Raw genomic sequence first — 14,917 nt, forward strand, 5'->3', positions numbered from 1 at the left:
CATGGTAAACCCGCTTCTGTCGCTGCGCGGCATTTCCAAAAGCTACGGTCAGGTCCATGCCAATCGGCAGATCGACCTCGACGTCGCGGCCGGCTCGATCCATGCCATCCTCGGAGAAAACGGGGCTGGCAAATCAACTCTGATGAAGCTGATCTACGGCGTCGAGCAGCCGGACAGCGGCACGGTCGCCTGGAATGGACAGCCCCTCAGCCTTGTTTCTCCCGCAGAGGCAAGGCGCGCCGGCATTGGCATGGTCTTCCAGCATTTCTCGCTGTTCGAGAGTCTAACGGTCGTCGAGAACATCCGCTTGATCGTGTCCGGCAAGAAAAACGAGCTTGCCGAGCGCGTTCGCAAGCTCGGGCGCGAGTTCAGTCTCGAGGTCGATCCTTTCGCCCAAGTGCATGCGCTTTCCGTCGGCGAAAGGCAGCGGGTGGAAATCATTCGCTGTCTGATGACCGATCCGAAACTGCTGATCCTCGACGAGCCGACGTCGGTGCTGCCGCCGCAGGCGGTGGAAAAGCTCTTCGAAACATTGCGCCGGCTGCGCGACGGCGGCGTATCCATTCTTTTCATCTCCCACAAGCTCGAAGAGATCCAATCGCTCTGCGATCGGGCGACGATCCTGCGCGGCGGTCGCGTGACCGGTCATGTCGATCCGCGCCAGCATGACGCCCACGAGCTTGCGCGCATGATGATCGGCCGCGACATGCCCGAACCCATGCCTCCCTTGCCTTTGGCCGAGGGCGAAAAGCGCCTGGAGCTTATCGGCCTCGACTACCGGTCGGATCCTTTTGCCGTGCCGCTCTCCAACGTCAGCCTGGCGGTGCGCGCCGGCGAGATCCTCGGCATTGCCGGGATTTCGGGAAACGGCCAAAGCGAGCTCGCAGCGCTGATTTCGGGCGAGACCGTCCTGCCGCGCGATCAGCGCGATCAGATCTTCATGATGGGCCGAGATGTCGGCACGCTCGACTCCGCCTCCCGCCGGCGGCTCGGCTTCGCCTTCGTGCCGGAGGACCGGCTCGGCCGCGGCGCGGTACCCGAAATGTCGCTTGCCCTCAACAGCCTGCTGACCGCCCACCCGCTCGACCTTGTGAGGCATGGCTTGCTCGACAAAGTACGGGCGAAGAGCTTCACCAATGAATGCATCCGCGACTATGACGTGCGCACACCCGGCCCCGATGCGGAAGCCAGGTCGCTTTCCGGCGGCAACCTGCAGAAATTCATCGTCGGACGCGAAATCATGCTGGCGCCGAAGCTTCTTTTCCTGGCCCAGCCGACCTGGGGCGTCGATATCGGTGCCGCCGCGACAATCCGCAAGCGGCTCATCAGCCTTCGCAACGAAGGCATGGCGATCCTCATCATTTCCGAGGAACTCGAGGAATTGTTCGAACTCTGCGACTTCATCCAGGTCCTGCACCACGGCACACTGAGCCCGCCGCTCGTCACGCGCGACACCGAGCCCGAAGCGATCGGCCGTTATATGATCGGAGCCCAGCCGCATCGCGAGAAAGCCCCCGCATGAGCCGAACCTTCCTCTCCCTGCCCACGCTGATCCGTCGGGAGCGGGCATCGCTGGTCGCCAACCTTCTCGCACCGCCCATAGCTCTCATCGTCACCGTCATTCTCAATCTCGGACTTTACGTCGGCATGGGTCGCGATCCGGCTGCGGTCGTCTATGCGATGCTGATCGAGCCCTTCTTCTCCTGGACGTCGTTCTCCGAAGTGCTCCTGAAGACCGGGCCACTGCTCCTCATCGCGCAGGGGCTTGCGATCGGCTTTCGCGCCAAGGTGTTCAATATCGGGGCCGAAGGACAATTCGTTCTCGGTGCGATATTCGCCTCCGCCATTCCGATCTGGTGGCCCGACGCGACAGGACAATGGATCTGGCCGGCAATGCTGCTGCTCGGCACGATAGGCGGTGCATTCTGGGCGTCACTTACCGCCTTCTGGCGCGTCAGGCTCAATGCCAATGAGATTCTCGTTTCGCTGATGCTGAGCTTGGTTGCCGTGCAACTCCTCAATTATCTGCTGCTCGGCCCGTGGAAAGATCCGAACGGCTTCAATTTTCCGCAATCCGTCATGTTCCAGTATGACGCGATGGTGCCGATCCTGCTCGAGGGAACGCGCGTCAATGTCTCGCTCATTCTCGCCCTCCTCCTGTCGATTGCCGCCTGGGTCTTCATGCAGAAGAGCTTCATCGGCTACAAATTGCAGGTCGGCGGATTGGCGCCGCGGGCGGCGAGCTACGCCGGATTCAGGGAAAGCCGGGCAATCTGGCTTTCCCTGCTGATCGGCGGAGCAGCAGCCGGTCTTGCCGGTGCGGCCGAGGTCGCCGGCCCCCTCGGTCAATTGCAGCGCTCCATTTCCACCGGCTACGGCTATGCGGCAATCATCGTCGCCTATCTCGGCGGCCTTCATCCGATTGGCATCATCATCTCAGCCATCGTCATGGCGGCGCTTTACATCGGTGGTGACAACGCCATGGTCTCCGCCAATCTCCCGGTTGCCGCCGTCCGGGTTTTCCAGGGCAGCCTGCTTCTCGCCTATCTGGTCGCCATCGCCTTCACGCGCTACCGCCTTGCCTGGCGTCCAGCTGCAACAAGGAGCGCGACATGAACGCCATCGAGTTCATCCTCGCCGGAATGCTGGCGGCTGCGACGCCCTTTCTCCTTGCAGCGCTCGGGGAGCTGGTCGCCGAACGCGCCGGGGTTCTCAATCTTGGCGTCGAGGGGCTGATGGCATTCGGCGCCGTCATCGCCTTCATAATCGTCTACCACGGCGGCGGTAACTTTCTGGCTTTCCTGGCCGGCGGCTTCGGCGCCGCCCTCCTGTCGCTGATCTTTGCGGTCATCGTGCTCGGCTTCAATGCAAACCAGGTCGCGACGGGGCTTGCCATCGGGATTCTCGGACAGGGCCTGTCGGCGCTGTTCGGCAAGAGCTATGAGAGTCTGACGGTCAGGGCTCTGCCGAAGATCGCCATTCCCGGCCTTTCCGATCTTCCCGTCATCGGCGGCCTGTTTGTCCAGGATATTGTCGTCTGGCTTTCGCTGGCCGCAACCATCGCGATCTGGGCGATGTTTGCCTATAGCAAGGTCGGTCTGATCATCCGCGCAATAGGCGAAAACCCGAAAGCGGCGCATGCCATCGGCTATCCGGTCATCGCCATCCGCTTCGCCTCGGTCGCATTCGGCGGCATGATGGCAGGCTTTGCCGGTGCCTATGCAGCGACGATCTACACGCCGCTCTGGGCGGATGGGATGATTGCCGGCCGCGGCTGGATTGCGATTGCGCTCGTCGTCTTCGGAACCTGGCTGACCAGCCGCATCTTTCTCGGGGCATGCCTGTTCGGAGCCGTATCGCTGATGGGGCTCGCCGCCCAGGCGACCGGGCTCGACGTCCCCTCGCAGTTGCTCGCATGCCTGCCCTATCTGGTGACGATCATCGTGCTCGGCATCATTTCGGCGGATCGCCGCCTGCTCAAGCTCAACGGCATCGCCTCGCTCGGCGAGCCGTTCGAGCGATAGCGATGTGCTGCGGCGCGCAATGTAACAACCGGGATTCGAATCTTCGTCCGCCATTCCGATGGAGGTTCGGCTTTCGAGCATCCGAGGCGCGGCGCATGGCTTACTCAGCTTGCGCCAGCTTTGGTTGCAGGCTGTTAGCGCCTCATCGACTGGCGCCCAGGGCATCCAGGATCGTCCTCGCAATGTCGGCGAAACCAAGCCCTGCAGGCTGGGCGGAGATCCATTTCGGCACATGCTGCAGATGCGGAAGGACAGGAACGATATTGCTGACGCCGAAAGAGTTTGGAATGAAGCCAAACATCGGCGCATCGTTTCGAGAATCGCCGACGAATGCGGTGGCGGAAGGCAATTCGGCAGGATCGACCCCGAATGCGCCGGTCAGCAGGCGCTCGCTCATCGCGCGTTTGTCATAATCGCCGATCCAGGTGTTGATGTGGATGGAGCTGATGGCGACGGTCCCGCCCATTGCCCTGATATCGCAGGCCAGCTCCTCGACAGCGCGCGGATCCTGCCCCTGAATGTCGATCGCCACGTCAGCCAGACGGAACACCTGATCATGGGCAATCCTGAACGTGCCGCCTTTTTCCGAAATCAGATTTTCGATCGCCTGGAGATGCCGGCGTTGACGCTCGCCTTGCAACGCGCCGTCCTCCCAGTAATCGAAGACAACCTCGCCGCTGCGGCGCGTAACGGCATAGGCACCGCTTTCGCCGATCACCGCGGCGACAGGCCAGGCACGGACGATGTGTTCGCACCACCCCGCTGAACCGCCCGTGACCGGAACGACGGCAATGCCGGCGCGGCTGAGGTCCCAAAGGGCATGATAGGTCTGCGGCAGAAGTTTCCCTTCGGTCGTCAGCGTATCGTCGATATCGGTGAAGAGATAACGCACGTGCTGCAACTCGGCGGCGGATGGCGCCAGATTTACGAACGTCATATCGTCTCCTCGCCGCAGGTCACCACCTCCATGCTGCTCTCGGCGAGCACGCCGGCGACGGACGCATCGGCCGGTAGCCGGTCGGTGTAGAAGCGGGTAATCTTGTTGAAGGGCGCAACGCGCACGCTCGCATGGCGCGTCCACTTGCTGACATCGGCCGCCAAAAGGCGCGTCTGCGCATTCTCCAGCAGCGCATTGGTGATCTGCGCTTCGGCATAGCTGAAGTCCATCAGGCCGGTCAGCGGGTTCAGTGCGCCGGCGCCGACAACCGCATAGGTCGCATAGAATTTCTCGACGAACTTGATCACATCTGTGCCCACGACGTCACGGTCGTCGTGACGCAGCAGCCCGCCGGTGAGATGGACTTCGACACTGGGAGATTCGCAAAGCGTCAAGGCGACGTGGATATTGTTGGTGATCACCCTCAGCCCCTGATGATCGCGCAAAGCCTCTGCAACGAACTGGACCGTGCTGCCGATCCCGAGAAACACCGTCGCATCCGGGCCTATATCGGCGGCGACCCGTCTGGCGATCTGTCGCTTGGCGCGCCGGTTGAGCTGGGCGCGGGCGTTGAGCGAGATGTTGCTGCCCTCGACCGGTACATCGACGCCACCGTGAAAGCGGCGGGCATGACCGAGATCACAAAGGGCATTGATATCGCGCCGGATCGTCTGTGTCGTCAGATCGTATCGGCGCGCCAGCTCGTCGATATACTGTACGCCCTCGGTTTCGATCAGCGCCAGTATTTCGCGTTGTCGGCTCGATATGACCCGGCTCCCCATCGCTCTTCCTTACGAGAGATAAACACTCGGATCGTCTGTTATTACACCGGTCAAGCCGGCATTCCAAAATGATGCGAGTTCCCTAGGATCGTTGGAGGTCCAGGCCCGAACCTTGATGCCGTGGCGTACCGCCTCTTCGAGAAACCCGATGCTGAGGGATTTGTAACCAAGATGGACCGTCGTCGCCGGGATCGATCGGAGAACGTCTCTCCAGTCATCCGGCACTCTGCTCCACAGCATGGCGAGTTCGTAGCTTGGGTTGATTTCGTGCATGCGTTTGAGTGCTGCAGAGTCGAAGCTCGATATCATGATCTTGGTCTGCGGCGCGCGTGCCCGAAGGTGTTCATCGACCGTTTTCACCAGCTGATCGAGCGATTTGTGATGCGGGTGCTGCTTGATCTCGACATTGGCATTCAGCCGCAGTTCTCCCAACGCGGATACGACCGCGGCAAGAGTTGGCAGGGATTCGCCCTTGAAGCGGGGATCGAACCATGCGCCCGCGTCGATCTGATCGAGATCGGCCGCGCGGAGGTCGCCGAGATTGCCCGTCGACGACGAGCAACGGTCGATCGAAGCGTCGTGAATGACGATGGCCGTTCCGTCACCAAGAAGCGCGACATCCAACTCGACCCATTCAGCCCCCTGCTCGGCTGCAGCCCGAAAGGCGGCGATCGTGTTTTCGGGCGCGATTGCCGATGCGCCTCGATGCGCCTGAACCTCGCTGCGGCCAGGCCCGGATCGCTGCTCTGATCTTGTCATTGTCTCTCTCTTTCGTCGCTTCTTAAGGCTTGGGACATGTCGAGCGCGGGTGACCTCGCCTCAATCCGTGCGCCTCCCCGTCCTGCTGTTGAAGGGGTGCATCTGATCGACGCGGGCGAAGACGTCGATCTTGGCGGCCTCGGCAAAATCCGGCCGCCCCTGAACCGTCAGGACGACCGTCTGCTGGCCCTCGCCCAATCTGACATGCAGGTGGCTTTCCCCGCCGATCGGCTCGAGCAATTCGACGATCGCACTGAAGCGGATGGAGGGGTCGGCGGGCTTCTCGATGTGCAGCGCATCCGGCCGAAGCCCGACCACATCCGTCCCCGCAGGCAGGGCGAGGCTTCGCCCCGCCTCGACCGCATTGAGCACCTCGACCGGCACCAGGTTCATCGGCGGGGAGCCGATGAAGCCGGCAACGAACAAGCTGGCCGGGCGGTCGTAGACCTCCACGGGCGTTCCGACTTGTTCGACCAGCCCGCCATTCATGACGACGAGCCTGTCGGCAAGCGTCATGGCTTCGAGCTGATCATGGGTCACATAGATGCTGGTGGTCTTTAACCGGCGCTGCAGCCGGCGTATTTCGACACGCATTTGCACCCGCAGCTTGGCATCGAGATTAGACAGGGGCTCATCGAAAAGAAACGCAGCCGGCTCGCGGACGATGGCACGTCCCATCGCGACACGCTGGCGTTGCCCTCCCGACAATTCGCGTGGCTTGCGGTCGAGCAGCGGTCCGATTTCGAGGATGTCGGCCGCTTCCTTGACGCGGCGATCGATTTCCGCGCGCGCCGTGCCACGGTTCTTCAAACCGTATTCCAGGTTTCCGCGAACCGTCATGTGCGGATAAAGCGCGTAGTTCTGGAAGACCATGGCGATGTCGCGCTCTGCCGGCTCTGCCTTGTTCACGTTGCGGCCGGCAATCTCGACTTGCCCGTCGCTGATCGATTCCAATCCGGCAATCATGCGAAGCAAGGTTGATTTGCCACAGCCGGAAGGGCCGACGAGCACGATGAATTCGCCGTCTGCAACCGCCAGATTGATGCCGTTGACGGCGGGAACCGAACCATAGTTTTTCTTGACGTCGACAATATTGATCGTGGCCATTTCATTTCTCCGTTTCGACCAGGCCTTTGACGAAAAGGCGTTGCATGGCGACGATGACGAGGACGGGCGGCAAAGCGGCCAGGATGACGGCCGCCATGACGAGATTCCATCTCGGCTCGGCATCCGCGACGGCCGCCATGCGCTGGATACCCATCACGACGGTGTAGAGGCTCTGATCGGTGGTGACGATCAGCGGCCACAGATACTGGTTCCAACCGAGCACGAACAGGATGATGAACAGCGCCGCGATATTGGTCACCGACAGCGGCAGCAGGATGTCGCGGAAGAATTTCAGTGGTCCTGCGCCATCGACGCGCGCCGCCTCCATCAGTTCCTCGGGAACGGTGAGGAAAAACTGGCGGAACAGGAAGGTGGCGGTTGCCGATGCGATCAGCGGAATAATGAGCCCGCCATAATTGTTCAGCATTCCGAGGTCGGCGACCACCTTGTAGGTCGGTACGATACGGACCTCGACCGGCAACATCAGCGTGATGAAGATCATCCAGAAGGCGAGCGTGCGAAAGGGAAACCGGAAATAGACGATGGCGAAGGCGGAGAGAATGGAAATGGCAATCTTACCAACCGCGACACCGACCGCCATGATCAACGAGTTGATCATCATCGGCCCGATCGGCGGCGCACCGGAACTTGTCATTCCCGAGGACAGCATGGTCGAATAGTTTTCGATGAGGTGCGGTCCCGGCACCAGCGGTACGACGCCGGACAGAAAGTCGTTCGGACCGTGGCTCGATGCGATGAAGGCGATATAGACGGGGAAGACCACCATGGTGACGCCGACGATCAGGACGATGTGTGCCAGGACATTCAGGAAAGGACGATTTTCAACCACCTTTGACGCTCCTCAATATTGCACGCGGCGTTCGACGAAGCGGAACTGGATCGCGGTCAGAGCAATCACGATGATCATCAGTATGACCGACTGCGCCGCCGAGGAGCCCAGGTTGAGGCCGATGAAGCCGTCGAAATAGACCTTGTAGACGAGAATTTCCGTGGCGCGCGCCGGTCCGCCCTGCGTCGTCGCATGAACGATGCCGAAGGTATCGAACATCGCGTAAACGATGTTGATGACGACCAGATAGAAGGTGGTCGGGGAGATCAAAGGAAAGACGATTGTCCAGAAACGCTTCACCGGCCCGGCGCCGTCGATGGCGCCTGCTTCCTGAAGCGAGCGCGGCACGGATTGCAGCGCGGCCAGGAAGAACAGAAAGTTATAGGAAATCTGTTTCCACGTGGCGGCGATGACGATCAGGACCATCGCATCGTTCGGGTTGATCAGATGGTTCCAGCTGATTCCCATGCTGCGCAGCATATAGGCGACGATGCCGATCGAGGGGTTGAACATGAACCACCAGAGAATGCCGGCGATCGCAGGCGCGACGGCATAGGGCCAGATCAGCAAGGTCGAATAGACGCGGGATGCCCGCAGCACTCGCATGGCTGCGGCTGCCAGAATAAGGGCAATCGCCGTCGACAAGACCGTCACCAGAACGGCAAAGACCAGGGTGTGGCCAAAGGCGTCCATATAGAGCGGATCAGCAAAGAGCCGGCGATAGTTTTGGAACCAGACGAAGTTCGTTTTGAAACCGAAGGCATCCTGGCGAAGGAACGACTGCCAGAAGGCGGTTGCGGCGGGCCACAGGAAGAAGACCACCGTTATTAGAATCTGGGGAGCAATAAGCAGATAAGGCAAGATCTTATTGGGAAAGACGGTCCGTTTGGTTTGCATGGGCCCTCACTGACTGACGGAGAGGCAGGGGGCCGGCTACCGCCCCCCTGCCCGGGAGCCCTCAATTGGCGGATTGGAAATCGCGAAGCTGCTCGTTGCCGCGCGCGACAACGGAATCAAGCGCTTCCTTCGCAGTTTTCTTGCCGCCCATCAGTGCCGCGAATTCATCATCGATGATGCCGCGAACCTGCACGTAATTGCCGAAGCGGATACCCTTGGAATTTTCAGTCGGCGCGACCCGCGTCAACTGCTTGATGCCGACATCTGCGCCAGGATTCTTTTCATAAAATCCCTGCTCCTGGCTCAGCTTGTAGGCAGCCTCGGTGATCGGCAAATAGCCGGAGAACTGATGCCAGTCGGCCTGAACTTCCGGCTTCTGCAGATAGGTGTAGAACTTTGCCACACCCTTATATTCTTCCTCCGGACGACCCTTCAGCGTCCAAAGCGTGGCGCCGCCGATGATCGAATTGAGCGGCTGCGCGATGACATCGTCATAATAGGGAAGCGGTGCGAAGCCGACCTTGAAATTTTTGGCATTGTTGATGACGCCGGCACGGCCGGCCGACGAGTTCATATACATCGCGCATTCCTGCGAATAGAACATCGGAGGGGCATTATCGCCGCCCACAGGTCCGCCGAATTTGAAGAGGCCTTCATCCTGCCACTTCTTCAGGTTCCCCCAGTGGCGGATCGTCAGATCGTTGTTGAAGGTAAATTCCGCGTCCAGGCCGCCGAAGCCGTTTGCCTTGGTGGAGTAAGGCTTGTCGTGCAGGGCGTTGAGATTTTCGGTTTGCACCCACGAGATCCAGCCGCTTGTAAACCCGCATTTGGCAGCGCCGGACTTCATGATCGTGCGCGAGAAGGCTTCCACGTCGGCCCAGGTTTTCGGCGGCGTCTCCGAATCAAGCCCGGCTTTCTTGAACACGTCCTTGTTGTAATACAGGATCGGCGTGGAGGAGTTGAAAGGCAGAGACAAGACATTGCCGCTAGTGTCCGAGTAGTAGCCCACAACAGGCGCAATGAACTTGTTTTGATCCCAAGGTTCGCCTTCATCCTTCATCAACTGGTACACGGGATAAATGGCGCCCTGGGCCGCCATCATCGTGCCGGTGCCGACTTCATAAACCTGGACGATGGCGGGCTGCTGGTTGGCCCGGAAGGCAGCGATGGCGCCCGTCAGCGTCTCATCGTAATTGCCCTTGAAAACCGGAACGATTTCATAATCGGACTGGGACGCGTTGAACCCCTTGGCGATTTGCTCCAGCTTCGCGCCGTTCTCGCCGCCCATTGCATGCCACCATTGGATCTTCGTGGCGGCCATTGCTGGCGCAGACAACGACAGGCTGGTCAGTCCTGCGGTCAGGAAAAAAGCGATCTTATTCATGGTCACTCCCACTTTCTCTCGGTCCGCAGCCTCCCGCTCCAGACGCGCGGCAATGGTAGCAGCGGAGTTTCACATTGCAATAACGGAATGTTCAAATGAACATAGCGAGTACTCCGCCCACTGAGCACGGAACAGCTTCTCAGTGTGATAGCGTGATCGGCATGGCCGGGTGTTCGCCGTCAGCCGCTCAAATGCACAGATACAATGTTCAAATGAACGTCTTGTGTCAGTTGGCGGAAAAATATCTGTCGAGGAGGCAGAAATTTCCCGCAGCAACGAGCGCTGGCCCGCGTCAGGACAAGACGGCCGACGCTCTTCGTCTGTGACGAGCCGGTCTCGGCCCTCGACGTCTCGGTCCAGGCGCAGGTCGTCAATCTGCTCGACAGGCTGAGGCGCGAGCGCAATTTGGCGATGTTGTTCGTCGCCCATGATCTTGCCGTCGTGCGGCATGTCTCGGTGATGGTCATGTATCTCGGCAAAACCATTGAAACAGGACCCAAACACTCGATCTTCAGCGCGCCGGCCCATCCCTACACGCAGAACCTGATATCGGCGGTCCCGACACCGGATCTGCGGCTTCGCGGACATCGCAAGCGCATCGTGCTGAAAGGCGATCTGCCGAGCCCCGTCGATCCGCCGAGCGGATGCCGTTTTCGAACCGCTGCTGGAAGGCGATATCGATCTGCGCGGAACAGGAGCCGGCCTTGAAGAACCGGACGGCAGCGCCCGGACTGCTGACCGCCTGCCATCACGCCGGTCCGGGTTTTTTCCACGACCGCCGTCTAAACTCGCCGGAGCGGCCAGGCGTCTCCTGCGAGGAAACCATGTCCATGCCGGTCACCGTAGCTACAGAGCCAAAGTAAGAAGCGCGGCGAAAACCATGAGGACGCCGTAAGGTATCTTCCGGCTCCTCCGAATTTCCTCGATGCGCATGAAAAAGGCGAGATGTGCGACCCGCAGCGGAACCGGCAGCCGCAGGACCAGCAGCGTCACGATGCCGAGGACGAGAAGCAAGAACGAAAACGGCAGCATTCCGTGCCATCCGACAAAAAGGCCGATCGGCAGGAAAAGCTTGGCGTCTCCTGCGCCAAACAGCCGGAACGCCCACAGCACCACGCCAAGCATAAACATCAGCAGACCGGCCCCGACGTCGCCGCCAATTCCGCTTGAAGCAAACAGCGCAGCGCCGACATCCTCGGAGCCAAGCATCACGGCCACCGCGCGCAGTGCATAAAGTGTCACGAGCGCAAGCACGATTGTGTTGGGGATCTTCCAGGTGCGGAAATCGGTCCAGGCGGCATAGAGAAAAAGTAATACTGATAGTGAGTTAATAAAAACAGCCATTTGCAACATAGGAATCAACCTTTTGGGCTACGATTAGCTACCACGTAACTTCGATTTTCACTCAACTCCTCCGAAATCAGCCTGTTTTTACGACCGATCCCTGGGCTTTCGTCTTAACCATAAGTATAAATCTCAATTCGAGCGGGTATAAAACAATTGACTAAATTAGAATTAACAGATTATTAATATTCCCAGTCGAAGAGGCGGTCTCGACGACAAGGTGGCCGGGGGGATTTACGGCGCACAACTTACCTGGGAGGTAATTCTCGATGAAAGCATTTGTAAACAGCGTACGCGCTTTCGCGCGGGAAGAAGATGGGGTCGCACTCACGGAATACCTCATTCTGCTTGCCTTGCTGGTTGGCGGCGTGATCACGGCGGTGACGTTGGCCGGCACCAATCTGGCTGCCGTTTGGACGGCATGGGCAGGATGGTTCACAACCGAGCTGGCCGTCCCGGCCTGATATTGGGGCTCGAAGAAGGGAGGGGTTTTTGTTAACCCCTCTCTTCTAAATTAGCATCAATGAATGGATGTATTCCGTTCAGTGTAGTGAGTAACCGTGATGCGTTCTTCAACGATTTTAAGCCTCGTCATTGCGTTTGTGCTCGCGGCAGCAGCAGTCTTCGGTATGCGCGAGTATCTGTCCGATCAGAAGGCCCGGCTGCTGGCGATGAACGGCATGAAGGCCGAAGAACGGACCCTCGTCGTCGCCGCCAAGCCAATGCGCTTCGGCGACCGGATCCGATCCGAAAATCTCAGAGCCATTCCGTGGCCCTCCAATGAAACACCCGCAGGCTCGTTCGTCAGCATCGAGGCGGTCGTCGGCAACGATGCCCAGCCGCGTTATGCCATGGCGGCAATCGACCCTGGCGAGCCGGTGCTGTCCTCGAAAATCACCGGCACGGGCGAACGCGCCACGCTGTCAGCGGCGCTCGACCAGGGCATGAAGGCGGTCTCCATCCGCGTCAACGACGTGCTCGGCGTGGCCGGCTTTGTAAGGCCCTCCGATCGCGTCGACGTGCTTCTGACGCGAGTCGTGCGCGGACCGGCAGGCAACGATCAGACCTTCGTCGACGTTCTGCTGCAAGGGGTCAAGGTGTTGGCGGTGGACCAGACGGCAGACGAGCGCAAGGACGAGCCATCCGTCGTCAAAACCGTGACCTTCGAGGTCACGACCGATGAGGCGCAGCGCCTCACCCTCGGCTCCAGCATCGGCACGCTCTCGCTGGCGCTTCGCAATATCGCCTCCTCCTCTGTCGAGCAAACCCGGCCGATCACCGTCGCCGACCTCGGTGGCGGGGCGATGGCGACGGAATTAGGCAAGGATTTGGAAAAGAATAAGTTGCCAGAACCGGAAAAACAAGTGCAGATTGTGCAACAAAAGGTCGAGCCGGTGTTGCCGGTCGAGCCGAAGTGGGCGACAGTGGGCGTCTGGAACACGACCAAGCGCGAGGAGCACCGAGTCGGCCTGGTCCAGTGAAATTTAGGCGGCAGCCGCACGTGCGGCTAGCCGAATGAGGGGGCTAAAGCAGGCATGGCGAATGGCAAGAGAAGCATCGCAAGGACGAAAAGCCTTGCGGCACTAGCGGCAGTGTTTTCGGCCTGTGTGTGTTTAGGGCCTGGATTTGCGGGCTCCGCCAGCGCACAGGAAAAGTCCGTCACGCTCGGCAAATCGGTCCAGCATGTGACGTTGCCTCCGAACGAGACGCTGACGCTCAATACCGGCCAGCCCTTCGGCGATCTCGTCATCGGCAGCGCCGACATGATCGACGTGGTGCCGCTTTCCGACCGGTCGCTGTTCATCCGCGGCAAGAAGAACGGCGCCACCAATATCTCGGTCTATGGCGACGACAAGTCGCTCCTCGGCGTCATCGACATCCGCGTCGCCAGCGATTTCAGCGAAGTCGCCTCCGCCATTCGCTCAGCAGCGCCTTCGGCCCGGGTCAGGGTGGTCAACTCCAACGATCGCATTCGCCTGGTGGGCGTGGTCCGGGACGGCATTGAATTGCAGCGGGTGCTGGAAATCGCCCAGTCCTATTCCGACCAGCCGGTGCTGAACCAGTTGCGCGTCAGTGACAGCCAGCAGGTGATGCTCGAGGTCCGGATCATCGAAGCCTCGCGCCAGACGGGTCGTGACCTCGGGATTGGGTGGTCCGGGTACGGCAACAACAATCGTATCGGCAAGGCAACGACCAGCCAGGGCATCACCGTGAACGATGACGGCAACTTGGCCCGTACCCTCCTTGATCCCAAGGGCGCGGCAACAGGTATGCTGCCCTTCGGCCAGTTGATCGCCAAGGTGCTGGAAATCTCGGGCGGCCACATCGACGTGGTCATCAACGCGCTCGAGCAGAAGGGGTTGGTGCGCCGTCTGGCTCAGCCGAACCTGATCGCCATGAGCGGCTCGACCGCCAGCTTCCATGCCGGTGGTGAAGTGCCGATCCTCAAGACGACGAATAACGGCTCGACGGTGGCCACCGAGACGGACTATCGCCCCTTCGGTGTGCGGCTGACCTTCAAGCCGGTCGTGCTCGACGACGGCGTCATCAATCTGGAGATCGAGCCTGAAGTTTCCGAGCTCGATCCGTCGATCAACGTCAACGGCAATCCGGGTTTCATCTCGCGCGCTGCCAGCACCACGGTCGCGCTTCGCGACGGCCAGAGCTTTGCCATGGCGGGCCTGCTGCAGTCGATCAATGCCAAGGACATCCAGCAAATGCCGGGCCTCGGGCAGATACCGATCCTCGGCGCACTGTTCCGTTCGACGAGTTTCCAGAAGAGGGAATCCGACCTCGTTATCGTCGTCACCCCGCACATTGTGCGACCGGCCCGCCCGGGAGAGGATCTCTACAGTCCGCTCGATCAGACGCGTTCGTCCAACGACGTCGAGCTTTTCGCGCTCGGTGTCATGGAAGTCGACAAGGACATGCTCCGACGCTTTCGCAATGGCGTAGGTGTGACTGGGCCTTACGGCCATCGTCTCGACCTGAACCAGGGAGGCAAAGTCGTTGTTACAAAACGCTAAGCGGGTCCTTCTCGTCCTTGCAGCCGCCGGCCTCGCTTCCGGCTGCGCCGACTACATGAACAATCGCGACTCGATCACCTTCGGGGTCGGCAATGCAGTGGAAGCAAACAAGGCCATCCATATCGAGGACCCGTTCCCGCCGGAAGCCCAGCGAACCCGAATCGCAAGCGACGGCAAGCTGATCCGCAGGGTGGTCACTCAGTATCAGAACGGCGGGGTTGGCGTTGTTCAGCCGTCGCCGGCCGCGGGGGCTAATGGGGCGTCCAACGGGGCGACCGTCAGCCAGTAGCTGGCGAAAGGCGTGAAC

The 14,917-nt window shown here is 60.3% G+C and carries 16 protein-coding genes; 8 read left to right on the plus strand and 8 right to left on the minus strand.

Annotated elements, in window-relative coordinates:
- The first annotated feature begins 1 nt into the window (after position 1).
- Genes A7X77_RS27530 through A7X77_RS27540 form a run of 3 tightly spaced genes read left to right on the plus strand, consistent with a single transcriptional unit; the run spans position 2 to position 3,524 of the window.
- Complete coding sequence (locus tag A7X77_RS27530) at positions 2-1,522, plus strand: ABC transporter ATP-binding protein (RefSeq protein WP_064686013.1); 1,521 nt, start codon at positions 2-4, stop codon at positions 1,520-1,522.
- Positions 1,519-2,616, plus strand: a complete 1,098-nt coding sequence (locus tag A7X77_RS27535; RefSeq protein WP_064686014.1) for an ABC transporter permease — start codon at positions 1,519-1,521, stop codon at positions 2,614-2,616. Before A7X77_RS27530 ends, A7X77_RS27535 begins: the two co-directional genes overlap by 4 nt.
- Complete coding sequence (locus A7X77_RS27540; RefSeq protein ID WP_064686015.1) at positions 2,613-3,524, plus strand: ABC transporter permease; 912 nt, start codon at positions 2,613-2,615, stop codon at positions 3,522-3,524. Before A7X77_RS27535 ends, A7X77_RS27540 begins: the two co-directional genes overlap by 4 nt.
- Positions 3,525-3,666: 142 nt before the next feature.
- Here A7X77_RS27540 and A7X77_RS27545 read toward each other — a convergent pair whose 3' ends face one another.
- The 7 genes from A7X77_RS27545 to ugpB all read right to left on the minus strand — a co-directional run bounded on the left by A7X77_RS27545 (position 3,667) and on the right by ugpB (position 10,240).
- Positions 3,667-4,461, minus strand: a complete 795-nt coding sequence (locus A7X77_RS27545) for an HAD-IIB family hydrolase (RefSeq protein ID WP_064686016.1) — start codon at positions 4,459-4,461, stop codon at positions 3,667-3,669.
- Positions 4,458-5,243: a DeoR/GlpR family DNA-binding transcription regulator gene (locus A7X77_RS27550; protein WP_064686017.1), complete on the minus strand. Its 786-nt coding sequence runs from the start codon at positions 5,241-5,243 to the stop codon at positions 4,458-4,460. The genes A7X77_RS27545 and A7X77_RS27550 overlap by 4 nt, the downstream gene beginning before the upstream one ends.
- A 9-nt stretch (positions 5,244-5,252) precedes the next feature.
- A complete protein-coding gene (locus A7X77_RS27555) occupies positions 5,253-6,002 on the minus strand; it encodes a glycerophosphoryl diester phosphodiesterase (RefSeq protein ID WP_064686018.1) in 750 nt (249 codons plus the stop codon).
- A 60-nt stretch (positions 6,003-6,062) separates the two neighbouring features.
- The gene (locus tag A7X77_RS27560) at positions 6,063-7,109 is read right to left on the minus strand and encodes a sn-glycerol-3-phosphate import ATP-binding protein UgpC (RefSeq protein WP_064686019.1); all 1,047 of its coding nucleotides are present in this window, start codon (positions 7,107-7,109) and stop codon (positions 6,063-6,065) included.
- A gap of 1 nt (position 7,110) precedes the next feature.
- Positions 7,111-7,959 (minus strand): sn-glycerol-3-phosphate ABC transporter permease UgpE, encoded by an 849-nt coding sequence (gene ugpE, locus A7X77_RS27565; protein ID WP_064686020.1) that lies wholly within the window; start codon positions 7,957-7,959, stop codon positions 7,111-7,113.
- Between the two features lie 12 nt (positions 7,960-7,971).
- Positions 7,972-8,856 (minus strand): sn-glycerol-3-phosphate ABC transporter permease UgpA, encoded by an 885-nt coding sequence (gene ugpA / locus A7X77_RS27570; protein ID WP_064686021.1) that lies wholly within the window; start codon positions 8,854-8,856, stop codon positions 7,972-7,974.
- Between the two features lie 61 nt (positions 8,857-8,917).
- The gene (gene ugpB / locus A7X77_RS27575; protein WP_064686022.1) at positions 8,918-10,240 is read right to left on the minus strand and encodes a sn-glycerol-3-phosphate ABC transporter substrate-binding protein UgpB; all 1,323 of its coding nucleotides are present in this window, start codon (positions 10,238-10,240) and stop codon (positions 8,918-8,920) included.
- 411 nt (positions 10,241-10,651) lie between these two features.
- On the opposite strand from ugpB, the gene A7X77_RS34460 reads away from it, so the two are divergent.
- Positions 10,652-10,948 (plus strand): oligopeptide/dipeptide ABC transporter ATP-binding protein, encoded by a 297-nt coding sequence (locus tag A7X77_RS34460; RefSeq protein ID WP_432431354.1) that lies wholly within the window; start codon positions 10,652-10,654, stop codon positions 10,946-10,948.
- 138 nt (positions 10,949-11,086) lie between these two features.
- Here the strand turns inward: A7X77_RS34460 and A7X77_RS27585 are convergent, their stop codons facing one another.
- Positions 11,087-11,593, minus strand: a complete 507-nt coding sequence (locus tag A7X77_RS27585) for a prepilin peptidase (protein ID WP_064686023.1) — start codon at positions 11,591-11,593, stop codon at positions 11,087-11,089.
- Between the two features lie 260 nt (positions 11,594-11,853).
- Here A7X77_RS27585 and A7X77_RS27590 point away from each other — a divergent pair, with 260 nt between their 5' ends.
- The 4 genes from A7X77_RS27590 (at position 11,854) to A7X77_RS27605 (ending at position 14,899) form a co-directional block, all read left to right on the plus strand.
- Complete coding sequence (locus A7X77_RS27590; protein ID WP_040112809.1) at positions 11,854-12,048, plus strand: Flp family type IVb pilin; 195 nt, start codon at positions 11,854-11,856, stop codon at positions 12,046-12,048.
- Positions 12,049-12,147: 99 nt separating this feature from the next.
- Positions 12,148-13,065, plus strand: a complete 918-nt coding sequence (cpaB, locus tag A7X77_RS27595; RefSeq protein WP_064686024.1) for a Flp pilus assembly protein CpaB — start codon at positions 12,148-12,150, stop codon at positions 13,063-13,065.
- 54 nt (positions 13,066-13,119) lie between these two features.
- Positions 13,120-14,610 (plus strand): type II and III secretion system protein family protein, encoded by a 1,491-nt coding sequence (locus tag A7X77_RS27600; RefSeq protein ID WP_064686025.1) that lies wholly within the window; start codon positions 13,120-13,122, stop codon positions 14,608-14,610.
- Positions 14,594-14,899 carry a hypothetical protein gene (locus A7X77_RS27605; protein ID WP_064686026.1) on the plus strand — a complete coding sequence of 102 codons (306 nt, stop codon included), beginning with the start codon at positions 14,594-14,596 and terminating at the stop codon, positions 14,897-14,899. The genes A7X77_RS27600 and A7X77_RS27605 overlap by 17 nt, the downstream gene beginning before the upstream one ends.
- The last annotated feature ends 18 nt before the right edge of the window (positions 14,900-14,917 follow it).

The organism is Rhizobium bangladeshense (assembly GCF_001662075.1).
Classification (GTDB): Bacteria; Pseudomonadota; Alphaproteobacteria; order Rhizobiales; family Rhizobiaceae; genus Rhizobium; species Rhizobium bangladeshense_B.